The organism is Pseudomonas sp. HMWF021 (genome assembly GCF_003061005.1).
Lineage (GTDB): Bacteria > Pseudomonadota > Gammaproteobacteria > Pseudomonadales > Pseudomonadaceae > Aquipseudomonas.
Window position 1 is genome coordinate 424 of sequence record NZ_QAIK01000192.1, and the last position, 18,988, is coordinate 19,411.

Annotated in this window: 21 protein-coding genes, 3 pseudogenes and 1 riboswitch; of the genes and pseudogenes, 12 read left to right on the top strand and 12 right to left on the bottom strand. The window is 60.1% G+C overall.

The window, feature by feature from the left end:
• A pseudogene (locus tag DBR18_RS30155) lies at positions 1–350 on the bottom strand (FAD-dependent oxidoreductase); the annotation flags it as partial.
• 197 nt (positions 351–547) lie between these two features.
• On the opposite strand from DBR18_RS30155, the gene DBR18_RS27565 reads away from it, so the two are divergent.
• Both DBR18_RS27565 and hemH read left to right on the top strand, forming a co-directional pair.
• Positions 548–1,450 carry a TIGR01777 family oxidoreductase gene (locus DBR18_RS27565; RefSeq protein ID WP_108592713.1) on the top strand — a complete coding sequence of 301 codons (903 nt, stop codon included), beginning with the start codon at positions 548–550 and terminating at the stop codon, positions 1,448–1,450.
• 13 nt (positions 1,451–1,463) lie between these two features.
• Positions 1,464–2,489, top strand: coding sequence for a ferrochelatase (hemH, locus tag DBR18_RS27570; RefSeq protein WP_108592714.1), 1,026 nt, complete (start codon positions 1,464–1,466; stop codon positions 2,487–2,489).
• 118 nt (positions 2,490–2,607) lie between these two features.
• On the opposite strand, the gene DBR18_RS27575 is transcribed toward hemH, so the two are convergent.
• Positions 2,608–3,882 carry a uracil-xanthine permease family protein gene (locus DBR18_RS27575; protein WP_003228120.1) on the bottom strand — a complete coding sequence of 425 codons (1,275 nt, stop codon included), beginning with the start codon at positions 3,880–3,882 and terminating at the stop codon, positions 2,608–2,610.
• Between the two features lie 2 nt (positions 3,883–3,884).
• Entirely contained in the window at positions 3,885–4,523 is a 639-nt protein-coding gene (upp, locus tag DBR18_RS27580) for a uracil phosphoribosyltransferase (protein WP_003228118.1), read from the bottom strand.
• Between the two features lie 162 nt (positions 4,524–4,685).
• Between upp and DBR18_RS27585 the strand changes: the two genes are divergently transcribed.
• The 4 genes from DBR18_RS27585 to DBR18_RS27600 all read left to right on the top strand — a co-directional run bounded on the left by DBR18_RS27585 (position 4,686) and on the right by DBR18_RS27600 (position 6,669).
• Positions 4,686–5,243, top strand: a complete 558-nt coding sequence (locus DBR18_RS27585; RefSeq protein ID WP_108592715.1) for a hypoxanthine-guanine phosphoribosyltransferase — start codon at positions 4,686–4,688, stop codon at positions 5,241–5,243.
• A 3-nt stretch (positions 5,244–5,246) separates the two neighbouring features.
• Positions 5,247–5,720 carry a WbuC family cupin fold metalloprotein gene (locus tag DBR18_RS27590; protein WP_108592716.1) on the top strand — a complete coding sequence of 158 codons (474 nt, stop codon included), beginning with the start codon at positions 5,247–5,249 and terminating at the stop codon, positions 5,718–5,720.
• Positions 5,721–5,837: 117 nt separating this feature from the next.
• Entirely contained in the window at positions 5,838–6,317 is a 480-nt protein-coding gene (locus DBR18_RS27595) for a hypothetical protein (RefSeq protein WP_108592717.1), read from the top strand.
• A gap of 64 nt (positions 6,318–6,381) precedes the next feature.
• Entirely contained in the window at positions 6,382–6,669 is a 288-nt protein-coding gene (locus DBR18_RS27600) for a PA4642 family protein (protein ID WP_108592718.1), read from the top strand.
• 146 nt (positions 6,670–6,815) lie between these two features.
• Here the strand turns inward: DBR18_RS27600 and mqo are convergent, their stop codons facing one another.
• The gene (gene mqo / locus DBR18_RS27605) at positions 6,816–8,324 is read right to left on the bottom strand and encodes a malate dehydrogenase (quinone) (RefSeq protein WP_108592719.1); all 1,509 of its coding nucleotides are present in this window, start codon (positions 8,322–8,324) and stop codon (positions 6,816–6,818) included.
• Positions 8,325–9,030: 706 nt separating this feature from the next.
• The gene (locus DBR18_RS27610; protein ID WP_003228102.1) at positions 9,031–9,264 is read right to left on the bottom strand and encodes a hypothetical protein; all 234 of its coding nucleotides are present in this window, start codon (positions 9,262–9,264) and stop codon (positions 9,031–9,033) included.
• A gap of 205 nt (positions 9,265–9,469) precedes the next feature.
• On the opposite strand from DBR18_RS27610, the gene DBR18_RS27615 reads away from it, so the two are divergent.
• A complete protein-coding gene (locus DBR18_RS27615; protein WP_003228101.1) occupies positions 9,470–10,054 on the top strand; it encodes a YajG family lipoprotein in 585 nt (194 codons plus the stop codon).
• A gap of 170 nt (positions 10,055–10,224) precedes the next feature.
• Here DBR18_RS27615 and DBR18_RS27625 read toward each other — a convergent pair whose 3' ends face one another.
• Positions 10,225–10,431, bottom strand: a complete 207-nt coding sequence (locus DBR18_RS27625; RefSeq protein ID WP_027612213.1) for a hypothetical protein — start codon at positions 10,429–10,431, stop codon at positions 10,225–10,227.
• Between the two features lie 194 nt (positions 10,432–10,625).
• Here DBR18_RS27625 and DBR18_RS27630 point away from each other — a divergent pair, with 194 nt between their 5' ends.
• On the top strand, positions 10,626–10,904 hold the full coding sequence (locus DBR18_RS27630; RefSeq protein ID WP_007967709.1) for a hypothetical protein: 279 nt from the start codon (positions 10,626–10,628) through the stop codon (positions 10,902–10,904).
• 8 nt (positions 10,905–10,912) lie between these two features.
• On the opposite strand, the pseudogene DBR18_RS27635 reads toward DBR18_RS27630, so the two are convergent.
• Positions 10,913–12,067: pseudogene (locus tag DBR18_RS27635) on the bottom strand (1-acyl-sn-glycerol-3-phosphate acyltransferase); the annotation flags it as partial.
• Positions 12,068–12,209: 142 nt separating this feature from the next.
• Here DBR18_RS27635 and DBR18_RS27640 point away from each other — a divergent pair.
• From DBR18_RS27640 to DBR18_RS27650, 3 genes are read left to right on the top strand one after another with little or no spacing between them, the layout of a single operon-like run.
• Positions 12,210–12,392: a CPXCG motif-containing cysteine-rich protein gene (locus DBR18_RS27640; protein WP_108592720.1), complete on the top strand. Its 183-nt coding sequence runs from the start codon at positions 12,210–12,212 to the stop codon at positions 12,390–12,392.
• Between the two features lie 9 nt (positions 12,393–12,401).
• On the top strand, positions 12,402–12,662 hold the full coding sequence (locus DBR18_RS27645) for a putative signal transducing protein (protein ID WP_025109321.1): 261 nt from the start codon (positions 12,402–12,404) through the stop codon (positions 12,660–12,662).
• A 36-nt stretch (positions 12,663–12,698) separates the two neighbouring features.
• Positions 12,699–13,322 carry an SOS response-associated peptidase gene (locus DBR18_RS27650; RefSeq protein WP_108592721.1) on the top strand — a complete coding sequence of 208 codons (624 nt, stop codon included), beginning with the start codon at positions 12,699–12,701 and terminating at the stop codon, positions 13,320–13,322.
• A gap of 105 nt (positions 13,323–13,427) precedes the next feature.
• Here DBR18_RS27650 and DBR18_RS30415 read toward each other — a convergent pair whose 3' ends face one another.
• Both DBR18_RS30415 and DBR18_RS30420 read right to left on the bottom strand, forming a co-directional pair.
• Positions 13,428–14,270 (bottom strand): methyl-accepting chemotaxis protein, encoded by an 843-nt coding sequence (locus DBR18_RS30415; RefSeq protein ID WP_371921170.1) that lies wholly within the window; start codon positions 14,268–14,270, stop codon positions 13,428–13,430.
• 12 nt (positions 14,271–14,282) lie between these two features.
• A pseudogene (locus DBR18_RS30420) lies at positions 14,283–15,629 on the bottom strand (HAMP domain-containing protein); the annotation flags it as partial.
• Positions 15,630–15,832: 203 nt separating this feature from the next.
• Here DBR18_RS30420 and DBR18_RS27660 point away from each other — a divergent pair.
• Positions 15,833–16,651, top strand: a complete 819-nt coding sequence (locus tag DBR18_RS27660; protein ID WP_108592723.1) for a M48 family metallopeptidase — start codon at positions 15,833–15,835, stop codon at positions 16,649–16,651.
• 199 nt (positions 16,652–16,850) lie between these two features.
• Here DBR18_RS27660 and DBR18_RS27665 read toward each other — a convergent pair whose 3' ends face one another.
• The 3 genes from DBR18_RS27665 to DBR18_RS27675 form a co-directional block, all read right to left on the bottom strand.
• Entirely contained in the window at positions 16,851–17,435 is a 585-nt protein-coding gene (locus tag DBR18_RS27665; protein WP_007967721.1) for a TMEM165/GDT1 family protein, read from the bottom strand.
• An 89-nt stretch (positions 17,436–17,524) separates the two neighbouring features.
• Positions 17,525–17,647: riboswitch (yybP-ykoY riboswitch) on the bottom strand.
• A 41-nt stretch (positions 17,648–17,688) separates the two neighbouring features.
• A complete protein-coding gene (locus DBR18_RS27670) occupies positions 17,689–18,687 on the bottom strand; it encodes a class I SAM-dependent methyltransferase (RefSeq protein ID WP_108592724.1) in 999 nt (332 codons plus the stop codon).
• A gap of 33 nt (positions 18,688–18,720) precedes the next feature.
• Positions 18,721–18,988 (bottom strand): NAD(P)-dependent oxidoreductase (locus tag DBR18_RS27675; protein ID WP_305891548.1); only part of this gene is annotated, 268 nt, incomplete at its 5' end.

The following is an 18,988-nucleotide window of genomic DNA, read 5'->3' on the forward strand; positions in this document are numbered from 1 at the left end:
AGCAGGCCTCGGGTGATGGCGCTCATGCGTGGCGTGCCAACCCAGCGGGTCTGCTCGTCCGGCGAAAGATTCAGTTGCCCGCCCTGAAAGGTGTAGAGCAGCGGCGTCCACTCGGCAACCCAGCCCAGGCCTTGCCAGCGTTGCACTTCAGTGACGAAGCGGCGGTCGCGAGCGGTGAAGTATTGCGCGCCCATGTCCAGCGAACCGGCGTCGCTGCGTTTGCTCGACATGCGTCCGCCGCTGCCGCGGCTTTTGTCGAAGAGCTGGACGGTATGTCCGGACTCTGTCAGCGCCTGGGCTGCAGAAAGTCCGGCGATGCCGGTGCCGATGATTGCGATAGGTACAGTCATAGGGGCCTCGTTTACCTTTCTGTACAGACTACGCCGTCGATCAAACCTGTACAATTTTGTTTTTTGGTATAACTTCTAGCGTTCTCGATCTGACAGCTTGGCCTATGGTTAAACAATAGAGCCTGCCCGATAGAAAAGATCCCTGTTTATAAAAATAGACTAGTGATCCGGGTAAAACGCTACGCGAGGAAGACGTCATGCGCATATTGCTGACCGGCGGTACTGGTTTGATCGGACGTCAGCTCTGTCATTACTGGTCAGGGCAGGGCCATCAGTTGACGGTGTGGAGCCGGCGCCCGGAAAAGGTTGCACGAATCTGCGGAGCGCAAGTGCGCGGGATTGCGCGTCTGGAAGATTTCGGCGACGAGCCGCTGGACGCAATCGTCAACCTGGCGGGTGCGCCCATCGCTGATCGGCCATGGACCCATCGGCGCAAGGCGTTGTTGTGGAGCAGCCGCATCACCCTGACCGAAACCCTGCTGGCATGGCTGGACACGCGCGAGCAGAAACCGCAGTTGTTGATTTCCGGCTCGGCTATCGGCTGGTACGGTGACGGCGGTGAGCGTGAACTGACGGAAGATTCACCGCCGGTCATCGACGATTTCGCCAGCCAGTTGTGCATCGCCTGGGAAGAAACCGCACAACGCGCCGAGGCTCAGGGCATTCGTGTGGTGCTGGTGCGAACCGGGCTGGTGCTGTCGGCGGAGGGCGGCTTTTTGTCGCGGCTGTTGCTGCCGTTCAAACTCGGGCTGGGCGGGCCTTTGGGCAATGGCCGGCAGTGGATGCCGTGGATTCATGTCAACGATCAAATCGCCCTGATTGATTTTCTTCTGCACCGGATTCAGGCGAGCGGTCCTTATAATGCGTGCGCACCGAAACCGGTGCGCAACCGCGAGTTTGCCAAGACACTGGGCAGCGTGCTGCACCGCCCGGCGTTCATGCCGATGCCGGCCCTGGCGCTGAAGGTCGGGCTTGGCGAAATGTCATTGCTGTTGCTGGGCGGCCAACGCGCCGTGCCGACACGCTTGCTGGAAGCGGGATTCACTTTCCAGTTCACGGATTTGCGCGCGGCCCTGGATGATCTCTCCGGCCGCCTTTGAAATAGGACGATGCATGACCGATCACGCCTTGCTTCTGGTCAACCTGGGTTCCCCGGCTTCTACCTCGGTGGCCGACGTACGCAGCTACCTCAATCAATTTCTGATGGACCCGTATGTAATAGACCTGCCGTGGCCGGTGCGGCGCTTGCTGGTGTCGCTGATCCTGATCAAGCGCCCCGGGCAGTCGGCGCATGCCTATGCCTCCATCTGGTGGGAGGAGGGTTCGCCGCTGGTAGTGCTCAGCCGCCGTCTGCAGCAGCAGATGACCTCGCAGTGGAGCCACGGCCCGGTGGAGCTGGCGATGCGTTACGGTGAGCCGTCGATTGAAACGAAGTTGCTGCAACTGGTCGGCGCCGGGCACAAGCGCATCACCCTGGCGCCGCTTTATCCACAGTTCGCCGACAGCACCACCACCACGGTGATCGAAGAAGCCAAGCGGGTGATCCGCGAGCATAAGCTCGATGTGCAGCTCTCGATCCTGCAACCGTTTTACGATCAGCCGGAATACCTCGACGCCCTGGTTGCCAGTGCCCAACCGCATTTGCAGCAGGACTACGATCATTTGCTGTTGAGTTTCCACGGCTTACCCGAACGGCACCTGACCAAGCTTGATCCGACCGGCAGTCACTGTTTGAAAAATGCGGATTGCTGCAAGAATGCTTCGCCGGCAGTCCTCGCCACCTGTTACCGCGCCCAATGCATACGCACCGCCTCCGAGTTCGCCAGGCGTGCGGGCATTGCCGATGGCAAATGGTCGGTGTCGTTTCAGTCGCGTCTGGGGCGGGCCAAGTGGATCGAGCCCTACACCGAAGCGCGGCTCGATGAGTTGGCGAAAAGCGGGGTGAAGAAGATTCTGGTGATGTGCCCGGCGTTTGTCGCCGATTGCATCGAGACACTGGAAGAGATCGGTGATCGTGGCCAGGAACAGTTCCGCGAAGCGGGGGGAGAGGAGTTGGTGCTGGTGCCATGCCTGAATGACGACCCGCAATGGGCGAAGGCGTTGGCCACCCTGTGTGAACGAGCACCGTTGGCGCTTTAAAGCCAAAAGCTTCGCGAGCAAGCCCGCTCCCACATTTGATCTACGGTGCGCTGAAGATCAAATGTGGGAGCGGGCTTGCTCGCGAAAGCTATCTGTCAGACAACAAGGATCCAGACCCTTAGATCAGCGGCTCATCCGCCTTCTTGTTCTTCCAGCCATCATTGCCCGGCAGTATCAGGTTCAGCGCAATCGCCACCACCGCGCACAGCGCGATGCCTTTGAGGCCGAAGTCGTCCGGGCCAGTGCCGGTGCCGACCAGCACACCACCGATACCGAATACCAGAGTCACCGACACGATCACCAGATTGCGCGCCTCGCCCAGATCGATCTTGTGACGGATCAGGGTGTTCATCCCCACCGCTGCGATCGAACCGAACAGCAAGCACAGAATCCCGCCCATCACCGGCACCGGAATGCTTTGCAGCAGCGCGCCGAACTTGCCGATGAACGCCAGGGTGATGGCGAAGATCGCCGCCCAGGTCATGATTTTCGGGTTGTAGTTCTTGGTCAGCATCACCGCGCCGGTCACTTCGGCGTAAGTGGTGTTGGGCGGGCCGCCGAACAGGCCGGCGGCGGTGGTGGCGATGCCGTCACCGAGCAGGGTGCGATGCAGGCCAGGCTTCTTCAGATAATCGCGACCGGTCACGCTGCCCACCGCAATCACACCACCGATGTGCTCGATAGCCGGGGCCAGCGCCACCGGAACGATGAACAGGATCGCCTGCCAGTTGAATTCCGGCGCGGTGAAATGCGGCAGTGCGAACCATGGTGCAGCGGCAATCTTCGCGGTATCGACCACGCCGAAATAGAACGACATGGCAAAACCCACCAACACGCCGGAAATGATCGGCACCAGGCGGAAGATGCCTTTGCCGAACACCGCCACGATCAACGTGGTCAGCAGCGCCGGCATCGAGATCATCATCGCGGTCTGGTAGTGGATCAGTTCAGAACCGTCGCCAGCCTTGCCCATCGCCATGTTCGCGGCAATCGGCGCCATGGCCAGACCGATCGAAATGATCACCGGGCCAATCACCACGGGCGGCAGCAGACGGTCGATGAAACCGGTGCCCTTGATCTTCACGGCCAGGCCCAGGAAGGTGTAGACGAAACCGGCAGCCATCACGCCGCCCATGGTCGCGGCGAGGCCGAACTGGCCCTTGGCGAGAATGATCGGGGTGATGAAGGCGAAGCTCGACGCAAGAAACACCGGCACCTGACGCCCGGTGACGATCTGGAACAGGATCGTTCCCAGACCTGCGGTAAACAGTGCCACGTTCGGGTCCAGGCCCGTGATCAGCGGCATCAGCACCAGAGCGCCGAAAGCCACGAACAGCATCTGGGCGCCGGACAGCACCGTGCGCCAGAGCGGATCGTTGAACTCTTGCTGCATGCTTACGCGTCCTTCTGCTTGGTGCCGAAGATCTTGTCACCGGCGTCGCCAAGCCCAGGAATGATGTAGCCGTGTTCGTTCAGACGCTCATCAATGGACGCGGTGTAGATGGTCACGTCCGGGTGAGCCTGTTCCACAGCAGCAATGCCTTCCGGCGCGGCAACCAGCACCATGGCGCGGATGTCCTTGCAGCCGGCCTTCTTCAGCAGGTCGATGGTCGCGACCATGGAGCTGCCGGTGGCGAGCATCGGGTCGATGATCATCGCCAACCGTTCGTCGATTTCCGGAACCAGTTTCTCCAGATAGGTGTGCGCTTGCAGGGTTTCTTCGTTGCGGGCAACGCCCACCGCGGAAACCTTGGCACCCGGGATCAGGCTCAGCACGCCTTCAAGCATGCCGATGCCGGCGCGCAGGATCGGCACGACGGTGATCTTCTTGCCGGCGATTTTCTCCACCGACACGGTGCCGCACCAACCTGCGATATCGTAGGATTCGAGCGGCAGATCTTTTGTAGCTTCATAGGTCAACAGAGCGCCGACTTCCTGAGCAAGCTCACGGAAATTCTTGGTGCTGATATCGGCGCGGCGCATCAGGCCGAGTTTATGGCGGATCAGCGGATGGCGGATCTCGAGGATGGGCATGGAAAAACTCCGGCGGCGGGCAAAAAAACCGGCCTAGATTAATCTATCCGAGGGTGATGTCCTATAGGACATTGAGTACGTTAGTCCATTAAGGCTTGATTCGACCTCACGGGATGCGTACCTTTGCCCGCTTTTCCGAAAACATCCCCCCTGGAGAGCGCCATGTCCGCTGATCTCGAGCATATCCGTCAAATCATGCGAGAGGCTGACTGCCTGTACACCGAAGCTGAAGTCGAGGCCGCCATCGCCCGCGTCGGTGCGCAAATCAACGAACAACTGGCTGACAGCAACCCGGTGGTGTTCTGCGTGATGAACGGCGGCCTGATCTTCTCCGGAAAACTGCTGACTCACCTGCAATTCCCGCTGGAAGCGTCCTACCTGCACGCGACCCGCTATCGCAATGAAACCAGCGGCGGCGATCTGTTCTGGAAAGCCAAGCCGGAAGTTTCGTTCATCGACCGCGACGTGCTGATCATCGACGACATCCTCGACGAAGGTCACACCCTGGGCGCGATCATCGACTTCTGCAAACACGCCGGCGCGCGCAAAGTGCACACCGCCGTGCTGATCGACAAAGATCACGACCGCAAGGCGCGGCCTGACCTGAAAGCAGACTTCGTCGGCCTGCCATGCGTTGACCGTTACATCTTCGGTTATGGCATGGACTACAAAGGTTACTGGCGCAACGCTAACGGGATCTTTGCCGTTAAAGGAATGTAATCCATGAACACACCGGGCTTTCTTGATCAAACGCTGTTCGCTGAATTGGCCGAGAAAGCGGCGGCCAGTCCTCGTGGACGTCAGCACCACAATTTCCACCAGATGGAAGAGGCCTGTCACCGCATGGCGGTGGGCTTGCAACCGAGCACTTATATTCCACCGCATCGGCACCTGGGTGAGAACAAGGCGGAAACATTGCTGGTGCTCAAGGGGCAATTGGGGTTGCTGATCTTCGACGAAACCGGTGTCGTGGTGAAAAAACAGATTCTCAAGGCGGGTGGCGAGTGTGTCGGCGTGGATCTGCCGACGGGCATCTTCCATGGTCTGGTGGCTCTGGAAGCCGACAGCCTGATGTTCGAGTGCAAGGCCGGCCCGTATCGTCCGGTGGGTGAAGGCGAACTCGCTCATTGGGCGCCGCGAGAAGGCGAGGCCGGTGTGGCTGAATACCAGGCCTGGATGCGCGCGCAGTTCGATTGATCCGAGGCTGGAACAGAAAAGGTGCAGGTTGCCGACAACGCGACCTGCACCTTTTTTGCTTTGCAGGACTGCGCAAAACCCGGCTAGAGTGCTCGGCCCCGCCTCCCGGAGCCTGTCATGAGCCTTCTGTTCCGCAGCCTTGCCGCCCTGTTGCTGACCCTCAGCCTGCCTCTGGCCGCCGCCCCGATGCACAGCCAATTCCTGCCGCCGGACGACCTGACCCTGCGCGATGCCGAACCCGAGCAGCAACAATTGCTGCAAGTCACCGATTATTCGGTGGTGGTCGGCGCACAACGCCAGTCCAACCAGCAGCCGATTCCGGTCACCTCACCGCTGATGATCCGCCTCAAGGGCAAATCCCTGAACAAGGGGGCGACCATCACCCAGGTCTTGCTCAATTTCGATGGCGAAAGCAAAAGCCTGAAAAAACCGGTTTACGACGACAAGAGCAAAACCCTGACCCTGTTCTACCCGCTGGCCCAGTATCGGGTGGTGATCGATCTGCTGCGCAACGACACCGTGTATGTGCAGTTCCTCAGTTACGCCAACGGCCATATCTGGGCCGATCTGCACACCGGGGCGGTTCGTTCGCGTTGAGCCTTGTGGCGGGGCAGGGGTAAACTGCCCGCCCCGTGTAATGATCTGCGAGCTGGAGTCGGCAATGCGTAAAGACAAGAAACAGGTGATTGGTGACGAGATCGGCGATGAGCAGATCAAGCTGTTCCTCGATTTTGAGCCGGTCGACGCCACTTCGCCGTCGCTGCACAAACTGGTCAAGGCCTATCGTGGCCTGCGCATCGACGACTTCGAGCGCTTCCTGACGTTCTTCGTGGCGGCCGGTTATGACGTGGATGGCAAGGATGAGCAGGGCCAGACGTTTGTTGATCAGATCAAGGATCAGCGTAATGCGGCCGAGTACATTGAGCTGATTGACAAGGCTCGCGGTTAAGATCAAAAGACAAGATCAAAAGATCGCAGCCTTCGGCAGCTCCTACACAGGGTGTGTGTTCAACCTGTAGGAGCTGCCGAAGGCTGCGATCTTTTGCTTCTGGCATAAAAAAACGCCCCGGATGGGGCGTTTTTTATGTCGCGAGATCAAGCAAAGCTTGGGGTCTCGCTGCTTTCTTCAACCAGTTCCAGAGCGATATTGTTCTGCGTGTTGATCTTGCGATACAGCGCAGCATCGGTTTCCAGGACTTTCTCGCGGGCCGGGAAGATCTCTGCCAGTTTGGCTGCCCACTCACCCTTGGCCTTGGCCGGGAAGCATTTCTCGATCAGTTCCAGCATGATCGAAACGGTCACCGAAGCGCCTGGCGAAGCGCCGAGCAGGGCGGCGAGGGAGCCGTCCTTCGCAGCAACCAGTTCGGTACCGAATTGCAGGATACCGCCCTTTTTCGGGTCTTTCTTGATGATCTGTACCCGCTGGCCGGCCACTTCCAGGCGCCAGTCTTCGGCTTTCGCCTGTGGGTAGAAGCGACGCAGGGAATCCAGGCGCTGCTCCATCGACTGCATCACTTCGCTGACCAGGTACTTGGTCAGGTCCATGTTGTTCTTCGCCACCGCCAGCATCGGCCCGATGTTGCCGGCGCGAACCGACATCGGCAGGTCCATGAAGGAACCGTGCTTGAGGAATTTGGTGGTGAAACCGGCATATGGCCCGAACAGCAGGGATTTCTTGCCGTCGACTACACGGGTGTCCAGGTGCGGCACGGACATCGGTGGCGAACCCACGGCGGCCTGGCTGTAGACCTTGGCCTGATGGTGCTTGACCACTTCGGGGTTGTCGCAACGCAGCCACTGGCCGCTGATCGGGAAGCCGCCGAAACCTTTGCTTTCTTCGATGCCCGAAGCCTGCAGCAACGGCAGGGCTGCGCCACCGGCGCCGAGGAAGACAAATTTGGCGTCGACTTCACGGCTGTTGCCGCTGTTGACGTCCTTGATGCTGACGGTCCAGCCGTTGCCGTTACGCTTGAGGCCGGTCACGCGCTTGCAGTATTTGACCTGGGTGTCCGGAGCGCTGGTCAGGTGCTTGAGCAACTGATTGGTCAGCGCGCCGAAGTTGACGTCGGTGCCGTTCATCACGCGGGTGGCGGCCAGGACTTCGTCCGGCGAGCGGCCCGGCATCATCAGCGGCATCCACTCGGCCATCTTGGCCTTGTCTTCGGTGTATTCCATGTCGGCGAAGGCGTGGTGCTTGTGCAGCACGTTGAAGCGTTCCTTGAGGAACGACACGCCTTTGTCACCCTGAACGAAGCTCAGGTGCGGCACCGGGCTGATGAAGGATTTGCACGAGCCGAAGGTGCCTTTCTTGGTCAGGTACGACCAGAACTGCTTGGACACTTCGAACTGGGTGTTGATGTGCACGGCTTTCTTGATGTCGACGCTGCCGTCGGCCGCCTGCGGCGTGTAGTTCAGCTCGCACAGGCCGGCGTGGCCGGTGCCGGCGTTGTTCCACGGGTTGGAACTCTCCGCAGCACCGGAATCCATCAACTCGACGACTTCCAGCTTGATCGCCGGGTCGAGCTCTTTGAGCAGTACCGCCAGGGTGGCACTCATGATGCCGGCCCCAACCAGAACTACGTCGACTGCTTCGTTATGCGCCATTTAACGCGTCTCCAAAATCTGCAGCACCAAATTGTCGGCATGGCTGCCAGGGAGTGACGGGGCAGGTCAGTTGCGCCCCGGATACCCGTGGTCAGGTTCGTCATGTCCGAATCTTCGCAATTTTTCGCAACTTCGACGGATGCATGCGGCCTGGCTTCAAGAGCTCCATGAACTCATTTCAGCACGCGGCTGGCAATTCGACTTATGGTCGAGACATCCGTTTTGTGCAACCAAATCCGTAGCGGACAGGCTTCAGGCTCCGATGTTCGAGGTATCCCCGGTCCTGTGTCGTTGGGCTGTTTCAGACGCTAATGGTGCATGTTCAGACGCAAAACTATTCATTTGCTCGCCACACTCTTGTGAAGTTGTGAAAACCCGTTTTTTTCACGCTCTTTTGAAGACGTGAACCTCAAAAAGGGCTGTCCAGGCCTGGCACCGTGCCCGCAGGGGCAAAACAACGCGGTGGCCGAGCGTATGACAGCTCTGCAGATTCGCGAAAAGCGGGGTTTTGCCGCAAGAACAGGCAAGCGCGCCAGCTTCACTCGATCCGTGTGGGCGGCTCTCTGTGGGCGATTTTGAGTGCCAATGCCTGGGCATCAACGGTGTTGCGGGGCCCGATCAGGAGACGTCCTTATAATCGGGGGGAGATTGTATCGAAGAAATGCGGGCAGTTGGTCGAGTTTAATGACTTTTATTAGGCATCCGGTCAGATGCTCAACATCGCTTGTACGCGTGCACGGGGCTGCGACGGTATGACGCGGGCGCTGGCGGGCAGTGGCTGGTGCAACCAGTTGAGACGGATTTCTTCGATTTCCACCCAGCCGTCACCCATCGGTTGCAGGCTGCACTGCTTGAAAGCCTGGCAATGACCATTGCGATCAAGCAAGGCAAAGCTGCGGTGCAACGGGCGTGGAGCGAACAACGAGATCAGATAACGCATGGCCGAATACCTTGTTGGAGGGCTGGTGTGAAGCTTGGCAAAGGGCCGTGACGCCAAGGTGTATGGGCGGTGAATAATCTGTGACAGGAACCGCTTTCCCGAGGGTTTGTCAGACATTTCAGTATTCGCTGTCCAGTGCTGGTGACCCGCAGTGGCCCACCGCTATACTGCCGGCCTGTCTGTGCCTGATTCTGGAGAAAAGAGCATGTTGCAACGCCTGTTGTTCGGTTTGATCACTGTGACCAGTTTGACCCTGGTTGGCTGCGCCCACAGCCCGCAACAACTGAGCCCGGAACCAAAGCTGACCACGCAGCTGGCACCGGTTGGCCATGGCCAGCAAGTGGTGGTGCGCGTGGTTGACGGTCGTCCGTCGCCAACCCTCGGCACCCGTGGCGGCCTGTACCCGGAAACCAGCGCGATCACCGTGCAGCGCGAGCAGATCCTTCCCAAGCTGCAGGCTCAGGCTGAAGCCGCCGTGCGTCTGCTCGGCTTCACCCCGACCAGCAACGGGATGAACGCACCGCAACTGACCGTGACCCTGACCGAGCTGAAGTACCAGTCGCCCAAAGAAGGCATGTACGTGACCGAAGCCACCATCGGCGCGACCTTCCGCTCCGACGTGCAGAGCGGCAACCGTCGCTACAGCGGCCGCTACGGTGCTTCGCTGGACCAGCGTTTCGGCATGGCGCCGAATCAGGAAACCAACACCAAGCTGGTCAGCGATGTGTTGAGCGATGCCCTGACCCGTCTGTTCAAGGACCCGACCGTGGGTCAGATCCTCGCCGAGTAAGCTGTTCGGCTGATGTGAAAAAGCCCGGTGCCAGTGATGGCCCGGGCTTTTTCATGTCTGCAGTTTCCCCTGTAGGAGCTGCCGCAGGCTGCGATCTTTTGACTTTGATTTTTAAAAACAAGATCAAAAGATCGCAGCCTTCGGCAGCTCCTACAGGGGGGCGATGTGGGTCAGGCGGCTTGCGAGTAGAAGTCGAGCACGCTCACGCCCGTCAGCAGATCGGTTTCCGGCAAATCCGCATGCTGATGCCCGCCCAGGGCGCAATACACCAGCCAGTGCCGATCCTGCACATTGAAGGCAAGGCTGCCGACAAGGCTCTGTTGTTCGTCGGTCGGGGTGATGAGGTACAGGCGATCCTGGTTTTCGGCGTGCAGCATGTCGCGTTCCATGTGTGTTTCGAGGCGCGCATGGTGGCCGATGTAAATGACGAAGCCGTGACACAGGACAGCCATCGGTCGATTGTCAGGCTATTTGTCGCAAAGAGTAGGGGAGTGCAGGCGTGTTTCGGTAGAATCCGCGCCGCAGTCGTCGATCGGGCGTCTGCCACACCGATTCAGTTCCGAGGTCTGTGATGTCGCTGCACTTGATGACGCTGTTTACCGCCCATCCCGCCAAATTGATCAACCTGCTGGCGCTGGCCCTGGCCTTCCCGGGCAGTTGGCTGCTGCACGCGACCCGCCGTCGTGAACAACGCGCCATGGCCAGCATCGCCGCTCAACGCCAGGCCCAACCGAACGCCGAACCGATCCTGGATTGGGCGACGCTGCGCATGAACCGCTTTTTTTACCGTTTCGGTTTTGCCTGCCTGGGCCTGGCCCTGATCGTTTCCTGGATCAGTACCCGCTTCTGAAAGCAAAAGATCGCAGCCTTCACCCGGTACTGATTACGCACCGGCGTCGCATATTGCAGCACCAGATACGGACGATGCTCCTGCGGGCAGGCGTCCAGTCGGCTCTGCCATTCTTCCTGCGCCTTGGCCAGTTCATCGGCCGGGAACACCTCGGCTGCCTTCGGCACGTTCAGTTGCGGATCGGCATCGGCCCACATCGCATACGCCAGGTAATGCACGGGGAACAGGCGATAACCGCCGAGAATCTGCTTGTCCATCTCGACCGCCAATTGCTTGGTGTCTTCGAACAGCTCGGTGATCGGCGCGGCGAAGTTCACGTGCACCCGGCCCTTGTAGCCGGTAATGCCCTTGGCGATGCTCACGTCATCCTCGCCCGGCGCCTTGGCGTAAGTGCCGGTGGTAGCGCGGATGTACAGCTCGCGGGCCTTGGCCTGGTCGCACGGGTCGTATTCGTAGCTGATCGACACCGGGGTCAGGTTCAGCGACTGGATAACCTCGCCAAATGGCTCGTCTTTGCGGCTCATGTGGAACATCTTGAGGATCGCCGACTCGGTACGGTCGTCGCCGTCCTTGGCCCGGCCTTCGGCCTGAGCGATCCAGATCGAAGCGCAATCGTTGCGGATCGAGTGGTTGATGTACGCCGACAGCAATTGATACGCGGCCATTTTCTCGCGGCGCCCGGTGATCGAGCGATGCACGATAAAGCTCTTGTTCAGGCGCATCAGATCGCTGACAAACGGCTTTTGCAGCAGGTTGTCGCCAATCGCGATGCGCGGGGTCGGCAGGCCGGCGTGGTACACGGCGTAGTTGACGAAGGCCGGGTCCATCACGATGTCGCGGTGGTTGGCGATGAACAGGTAGGCGCTGCCGGACTTGAATTGCTCGACACCGGTGTAGGTCACGCCATCGGTGGCGCGCTCGATGGTGTGGTCGACGTAGGACTCGACCTTGTCCTGCAAAGTCGCCACCGAGGTCACGCCGGCGAACTCACGACGCAGCCGATGGGCTATAAGTGGTTTGAGCATCCAGCCGAAGGCACCGGCAAAACGCGGGAAGCGGAAGTGGGTGAGGATATCTAGAAACGCCTTGTCGCCGAGCAGTCTTGCCAGTACCACAGGTACTTCGCTGTCGTCGTAAGGTCGGATGGCATCGAATTCGCCCATCATGCTCTCTTGTTGGAAACGGCTAGGGTAAGTAAAGGTTTTGATCGAAAACCCGCGGGGCACGGTCTGAAAAAGTAGCCAGACAAAAATAGCCCTGCAAATAGACCGGCGATTATACGCACAAGTCACCTGGGAGACCGCGATGCTGGAACCCGCTGAATACGAATGTCCTTATTGTGGGGAAACGGTCGAGACGACAGTGGACCTGTCCGGCGGTGATCAGACCTACATCGAGGACTGCCAGGTGTGTTGTCGACCGATCACGTTTGTCTTGCAGGTACATGGCGAGGACTGGTTTCTGGAAGTCTTCAGCGAAAACGAGTGAGGGGCGCCCATGCAGCGAATCTACGAGCCGGAAAACCTGATGGAAGGCGAGATGCTCAAGGGCATGCTCGCCAGCGAGGGCATCGAGGCGCATCTGGTGGGCCGGGATCTGCTCGGTGGCACCGGTGAATTGCCGATTTTCGGCCTGCTGGGGCTGTCGGTCGATAACGATCAGGCCGAGTACGCCCGCGAGCTGATCACCGCGTACAATGCCGCGCTGCCGCTGCCCGGCGATGAACCGGAGAGCTTCCCCGGCACGCTGGTCTGTTAGGCTGACGTTCGTTTTACTTTTGAGTCGTGTTGCCCCATGTGTGGACGTTATGCCCTGTTTCGCTGGAACCGCGATTTTGCGGCCCTGCCCGGATTTCCCGCCGATCAGCAGGCGCAGTGGAACATTTCCCCCAATGATTCAGTGTTGATGCTGCGTGCCGAGGCCGACGGCCAGCACACGCTGGCCCGCGCCCGTTGGGGCCTGACGCCGCCGTGGCTGACCGATCTGTCTAAAACACCGGCGCATGCCCGGGCCGAAACCGTGGCCGAACAGCCGATGTTTCGCGAAGCGTTGCGACTGCGCCGTTGCCTGCTGCCGGCCAACGGTTTCTACGAATGGCGCGGCAACCTGCGCAAGCGCCCGTACTGGCTGACGCCGGGTGAGGGCTCGTCGCTGTTTTTCGCGGCGATCTGGGAAGCGTATCCGGTGCAGGAGCAAGTGTGGCTGAGCACCGCGGTCATCACTCAGCCGGCGGCCAGTCAGCGCCGACCGCTGATTCTCGATGAGGCGGGGCAGGCGGCCTGGCTCGATCCCGAGACGCCGCTGCATGTGCTGCAGGGCTTGCTCGCCAGTGAGCCGGCAGCGTTGCGCGAGCGGGTGCTGGCGAATCTGGTGAATGATCCGAAGCTCAATGGGCCGGAGTGCCTGACCCCGGGTTGATGTGATGCTGTGCGGCCCTCTTCGCGAGCAAGCTCGCTCCCACAGGTTTTGTGAACGCCGCAAAATCACTGTGGGAGCGGGCTTGCTCGCGAAGGGGCCTTTGGATCAGACCTTGAACTGATTGATCAACCGCCGCTGCTGCTCCGCCAGTTTGGTCAGGCCGGCACTCGCCGAACTCGACTCATCCGCACCCCCCGCGACCTCATTGGCCACCTGACCGATATTGATCACGTTACGGTTGATGTCATCCGCCACTGCACTTTGCTCTTCAGCGGCACTCGCGATCTGCGTGTTCATGTCATTGATCACCGACACCGCCTGGGTAATCGTCTCCAGCGCCTCGGCCGCTTTCGCCGCGTGCTGTACGCTTTCGTCGGTGCGGTTCTGGCTGTCTTCCATGACCCGCACCACATCGCGGGTGCCCTGTTGCAGTTGCTGGATCATGCTCTGGATTTCTTCGGTGGCCTTCTGGGTTTTCTGCGCCAGATTGCGCACCTCGTCCGCCACCACCGCAAAGCCGCGGCCCTGTTCGCCGGCCCGCGCTGCCTCGATTGCCGCGTTCAGTGCCAATAGGTTGGTCTGCTCGGCGATCCCGCGAATCGCAGTGAGGATCGCGTTGATGTTCTCGCTGTCCTTGGCCAGGGTCTGCACCACCTCCACGGCCTTGCCGATTTCCACCGCCAGCACACCAATCGAATTCGAGGTGTCACGGACAATCTGCATGCCCTGACCGGCGGCCTGATCCGCATGGCTGGCGGCTTGCGCAGCCTGAGTGGCGTTGCGTGCCACGTCTTGCGCGGTGGCGGTCATCTCCTGCACCGCCGTGGCGACCTGATCGATCTCGGCCATTTGCTTCTGAATGCCGATGTTGGTGCGAATGGCGATATCGGCAGTGTGCTCCGAGGAATCGCTGACGCTCTGCACCGACGTCACCACCTGCGTGATCATCGCCTGCAACTTGGCGAGGAAGGTGTTGAAGCCCTTGGCGATCGAGCCGAGTTCATCACTGCGATCACTGCTCAAGCGGCGGGTCAGATCGCCTTCACCTTTGGCGATGTCATCGAGCATGGCGACCATTTGCTTGAGCGGTCGGGCGATACCGTGGCCCACCAGCCAGATCACCAGCAAGCCGATGGCGGCGATGATCAGGCCAACCATGGCCATGCCGAAGGTGTCGGATTTGCGTTGGGCATCGAGGTCGGCCTGCAGCTTCTGCAGATCCGCCATCACCGCGTTCAGCGGCAGTTGCAGCATCAGCGTCCAGCGCGCGTCGGTCTGGCCGATGCCGAACGGCAGGTACAGCTCGATACGGCCCTTTTCCTTGTTGACCGAGTAGGTGACTTCGCCGCGCTTGAGATTGGCCATGTTGGCAATCTGTTCGGCGTCGAGAATGTCGCTGACCTTCTCGCCGAATTTGCTCGGGTCCTGGGTGTAGGCAACGATCCGGCCATTGCCGCCGATCAGGGCCATCTGCCCGGCGCCGCCGTACAGCTTCTGGTTGGCAGCGAGGAGCATTTCCTGGATGAAGTTCACCGACAGGTCGGCGCCGACGATGCCCTGGAACGCGCCGTTGAGCATGATCGGTTCAATGAACGAGGCGAGCATCACGACTTTGTCGCCGACCTTGTACGGCGCCGGATCGATCACGCAGGATTTCTTGCTCTCTTTCGAGCACAGGTAGTACTCGCTGGCGCGCACGCCGGTGGACAGGACTTTCTGGTCGTCGACGTCCACCAGTTTGTCCAGGCCCAGGGTGCCGTCGTCATTGCGAAACCACCATGGCAGGAAGCGCCCGTTGGCGGTATCGATACCGACGACGCTGGTGCCGATGTAGGCCGCGTCATTGTGATCCAGTGCGTTTTTTTCCCAACCAATGTAGGTGCCGAGAATCTTCGGGTTCTTCTCGACGTTTTCCTTGATCAGGCTGATCAATTGCTCGCGGCTGACGGTCAGTTTTGGCTGGCCGTCGGCGCCCGGTGTGCCGAGCAGCGCGTTGACCCGCACCAGTCCGCCGGCAATCAGCAGTGGCGCTTCGAGTTCACGCTGGATCTGGCTGACCTGCGTCTGTGCCAGCGAGGTCAGGCGTTGTTCGATGACCTGCTCGAACTGCGCCTGGGTGCGCTGTTGCACCATGTCCTGGGTGCGGGCACCGGAAAACAGCGCGTACAGCACCAGCGCGGCAACCACGCTGAGCACGATGGCGCCGGCCAGGGCGGCGACGGAAAACTGGATCGACTTGAACTTCATGGGAGCTCCGCACGCAAGAGGACGTCTGCGCTGTTGTATCGGCAGCAGGCATTGCGCCATGAGTGGCGAGCGGAATATTGGGCGGGCGATGTCGCAAATGGATCAGTGCGCGACGCAGTGGCAGCGGGTCTGAACGGCGCTGTGAATTTTTTACGACAGCAGGGGTGGGAAATTTCCGAAAGACGCTGCAACACGTCTGTTGTATCTGGCGCCGATACAATTCACCCCCTAGGATACGCGGCAGGTTTTCAGGGAGCTTTTGAATGAACAAGACATTGGTTGTAAGTGCACTGAGCGCAGCGCTGTTGCTGGCCGGTTGTCAGTCGGTCAACACCACCAGCGGCGGAGCCGTCGGTGTGGAGCGCAAGCAGTACATGTTCAGCATGCTGTCCTCGCAAGAGGTCGACCAGATGTATGCCCAGTCCTATCAGAAGACCGTTGGCGAGGCGTCGAGCAAGGGCGTGCTGGACAAGACCAGCCCGGAAGCCAAGCGGGTTCAGGCGATTGCCAACCGGCTGATCGCTCAGGCGCCGACCTTCCGCCCGGATGCGGCGCAATGGCAGTGGGAAGTCAACCTGATCAAGAGCGACGAACTCAACGCCAACTGCGGCCCTGGCGGCAAGATCATTTTCTACACCGGGCTGATCGACAGTCTGAAGCTGACCGACGATGAAATCGCGGCGGTCATGGGCCATGAAATCGCCCACGCCCTGCGCGAGCACGGTCGTGAAGCGATGTCCAAGGCTTATGGTATTGAAATGGCCAAACAGGGTGCCGGTGCGTTGTTCGGTCTGGGTCAGGACAGCCTGGCGCTGGCGGACACCGTGGCCAACTACGGCATGACGCTGCCCAACAGCCGTGCCAATGAAAACGAAGCCGACCTGATCGGTCTGGAACTGGCCGCGCGCGCCGGCTACAACCCGAATGCGGCGATCACCTTGTGGAACAAGATGAGCAAGGCTTCTGAAGGTGCACCGCCGGAGTTCATGAGCACTCACCCGGCCTCGGCCAGCCGCATCGCCTCGTTGCAGGCAGCGATTCCGAAAGTCATGCCGCTGTACGAGAAAGCGCCGAAGTCCTGAGAGTCGAAGGACACAACGATTCTTCAGGTTGGGAGGGCTGGTGTGGCGAGGGGATTTATCCCCGATGGGCTGCGAAGCAGCCCCAAAACCTGCAAATGCGTTATGTCTGACACTCTGAGGCAGCAGGTTTGGGGGCGCTTCGCGCCCCATCGGGGATAAATCCCCTCACCACAGATTTTGTGGGGTTCAGTAGATTGGGTTAAACCCAGCCACTACTCTGCATCGCCTTGTACACCGCAACGATCGCCAGAATGAAGAACGCCGAAGCCGCCAGGCGACGGATCAAGGTCAGTGGCAATTTCTCCGCAGCAAAGTTACCGGCCAATACCACCGGCACGTTGGCAATCAGCATGCCCGCCGTCGTCCCGATGATCACCAGCCACAGTTCCGGATATTGCGCCGCCAGCATCACCGTGGCGATCTGCGTCTTGTCACCGATTTCCGCCAGGAAGAACGCAATCAGCGTGGTCAGAAATGGCCCGAACTTGCGCGCGGTGCTGGCTTCATCGTCATCCATCTTGTCCGGGACCAGTGTCCACAGCGCTGTGGCGGTGAAGCTTGCGGCGAGAATCCAGTGCAGCACCGAATCGGAGAAGAAACTGCCGAACCAGGCGCCTACTGCACCGGCTGCCGCGTGGTTGGCCAGGGTCGCAGCGACGATACCGGCGATGATCGGCCAGGGCTTGCGAAAGCGAGCGGCGAGAATCAGCGCGAGCAGTTGCGTCTTGTCGCCGATTTCGGCCAAGGCAACGATTGCGGTGGGAACGAGTAACGAGTCCAGCATCAGGATTTTCCTAAGGGGCGGGTCGACACGGCTATGACACGTACAGCCTTCCCGCCCCGGGTAAGGTGTGCGTGTCATAGGTCTTGTCAAACCCTGCGATCCGTCTGGTGCGGACGCTTGGGTCGCATACGCCATGATCTGAGGATCAAGTATGTTGACGTATGCCGGACGAGCTTGGCGCTCGTGGGAGACTACTCCCCTAGGACGGAGCGGATTCTGCCTAGGCAAATCCGATAGAGCAAGTACAAATTTTTCAGCCGCGCTTGGCCCGGTAAATCCGGAAACCATTGCCTTCGGCCTTGATCGCGCATACGCCCAGATGCTCTTCGATCAGTGGTTGATATTTCAGGAAGCTGTTCGCCACCAGGCGCAGTTCGCCACCGTTTTTCAGATGTTTGGCCGCTTTTCGCAGCAAGTTCTCGGTGGCGAAATAGTCGGTGTGCACGCCGACATGGAACGGCGGATTGCTCAGAATCGCGTTCAAACCCATCGGCGCGGCGTCGATGCCGTCACCGGTCAGCACCTCGGCTTCCAGACCGTTGGCGGCCAAGGTGAGGCGGCTGCTGGCGGCGGCGAACGCATCGACGTCGAGCAGGGTCACCTGGTTATGCGGATAGCGCCGCTTGACCGCCGCGCCCAAAACACCGGCGCCACAGCCGAAGTCGAGCAGGTGGCCGCTCGGCAGTTTGTCCAGATGCTCCAGCAGCAGGGCGCTGCCGCGATCCAGCCGCCCGTGGCTGAACACGCCCGGCAGGCTGATGACTTTCAATGGGCCTTCGGCCAGTGGCAACTCATAGGTCTGCGCCAGGCTTTCCAGTGATTTGGCTTCAGGTGCGTTGGCCACGGTGACCTGCCACAGTTGGCAATGACGGGCGCTGTCGAGTTTGCGTGGTTTGCCGAACGGGTTGAGCTGCTTCGATGCGCCTTCGATGCCGCTGCGTTTTTCCCCGACCAGAAACACCTCGCGCCCGGCCAGACGTGCTGCCACGGCGTTGAGAATGTAGTCGGTCAAATCCTTGGACTTGGGCAAAAACACCACGGCGCTGTCGAACTCGCGCTCCGGCACGTTCACGCCGAAATGGCTGCGACCTTCGAAGCGCGCATCGAGGGCGGCCTGATCGCCGGCATGCCAGCACCAGCCGAACGCATTGGGCAGGCGCCCGAGCAAATCATCGGCGGGCAAACCGGCCAACAGCAGCGAACCCTGGAATAACTCGGCCTGACGAAGCAGTACTTCACTGCGCGGATCCATAACTGCTCCCTGGAAAAAAAGTGCCGCAGTTTATCAACTGACGACCCGCAGCGCTTCACCGCTGAAGAACGCCTGTGCGTTTTCGGTCAATTGGCCGACGATACGTTGCCGCGCTTCACGGCTGCCCCAGGCATTGTGCGGGGTGACGATCAGTCGGGGAATGTCGGCGGCCAGCAACGGATTGCCGTTGACTGGCGGTTCAACGCTGAGCACATCGGTAGCTGCACCGCCGAGGTGACCGTTGCGCAAAGCATCAGCCAGCGCTTGTTCGTCAATCAAGCCGCCACGGGCGGTGTTGACC

Coding starts and splice junctions, on each gene's coding strand:
- DBR18_RS27565 (WP_108592713.1), top strand. CDS start 548: ATGCGCATATTGCTGACCGGCGGTACTGGTTTGATCGGACGTCAGCTC.
- hemH (WP_108592714.1), top strand. CDS start 1,464: ATGACCGATCACGCCTTGCTTCTGGTCAACCTGGGTTCCCCGGCTTCT.
- DBR18_RS27575 (WP_003228120.1), bottom strand. CDS start 3,882: ATGCAGCAAGAGTTCAACGATCCGCTCTGGCGCACGGTGCTGTCCGGC.
- upp (WP_003228118.1), bottom strand. CDS start 4,523: ATGCCCATCCTCGAGATCCGCCATCCGCTGATCCGCCATAAACTCGGC.
- DBR18_RS27585 (WP_108592715.1), top strand. CDS start 4,686: ATGTCCGCTGATCTCGAGCATATCCGTCAAATCATGCGAGAGGCTGAC.
- DBR18_RS27590 (WP_108592716.1), top strand. CDS start 5,247: ATGAACACACCGGGCTTTCTTGATCAAACGCTGTTCGCTGAATTGGCC.
- DBR18_RS27595 (WP_108592717.1), top strand. CDS start 5,838: ATGAGCCTTCTGTTCCGCAGCCTTGCCGCCCTGTTGCTGACCCTCAGC.
- DBR18_RS27600 (WP_108592718.1), top strand. CDS start 6,382: ATGCGTAAAGACAAGAAACAGGTGATTGGTGACGAGATCGGCGATGAG.
- mqo (WP_108592719.1), bottom strand. CDS start 8,324: ATGGCGCATAACGAAGCAGTCGACGTAGTTCTGGTTGGGGCCGGCATC.
- DBR18_RS27610 (WP_003228102.1), bottom strand. CDS start 9,264: ATGCGTTATCTGATCTCGTTGTTCGCTCCACGCCCGTTGCACCGCAGC.
- DBR18_RS27615 (WP_003228101.1), top strand. CDS start 9,470: ATGTTGCAACGCCTGTTGTTCGGTTTGATCACTGTGACCAGTTTGACC.
- DBR18_RS27625 (WP_027612213.1), bottom strand. CDS start 10,431: ATGCTGCACGCCGAAAACCAGGATCGCCTGTACCTCATCACCCCGACC.
- DBR18_RS27630 (WP_007967709.1), top strand. CDS start 10,626: ATGTCGCTGCACTTGATGACGCTGTTTACCGCCCATCCCGCCAAATTG.
- DBR18_RS27640 (WP_108592720.1), top strand. CDS start 12,210: ATGCTGGAACCCGCTGAATACGAATGTCCTTATTGTGGGGAAACGGTC.
- DBR18_RS27645 (WP_025109321.1), top strand. CDS start 12,402: ATGCAGCGAATCTACGAGCCGGAAAACCTGATGGAAGGCGAGATGCTC.
- DBR18_RS27650 (WP_108592721.1), top strand. CDS start 12,699: ATGTGTGGACGTTATGCCCTGTTTCGCTGGAACCGCGATTTTGCGGCC.
- DBR18_RS30415 (WP_371921170.1), bottom strand. CDS start 14,270: ATGATCACGCAGGTGGTGACGTCGGTGCAGAGCGTCAGCGATTCCTCG.
- DBR18_RS27660 (WP_108592723.1), top strand. CDS start 15,833: ATGAACAAGACATTGGTTGTAAGTGCACTGAGCGCAGCGCTGTTGCTG.
- DBR18_RS27665 (WP_007967721.1), bottom strand. CDS start 17,435: ATGCTGGACTCGTTACTCGTTCCCACCGCAATCGTTGCCTTGGCCGAA.
- DBR18_RS27670 (WP_108592724.1), bottom strand. CDS start 18,687: ATGGATCCGCGCAGTGAAGTACTGCTTCGTCAGGCCGAGTTATTCCAG.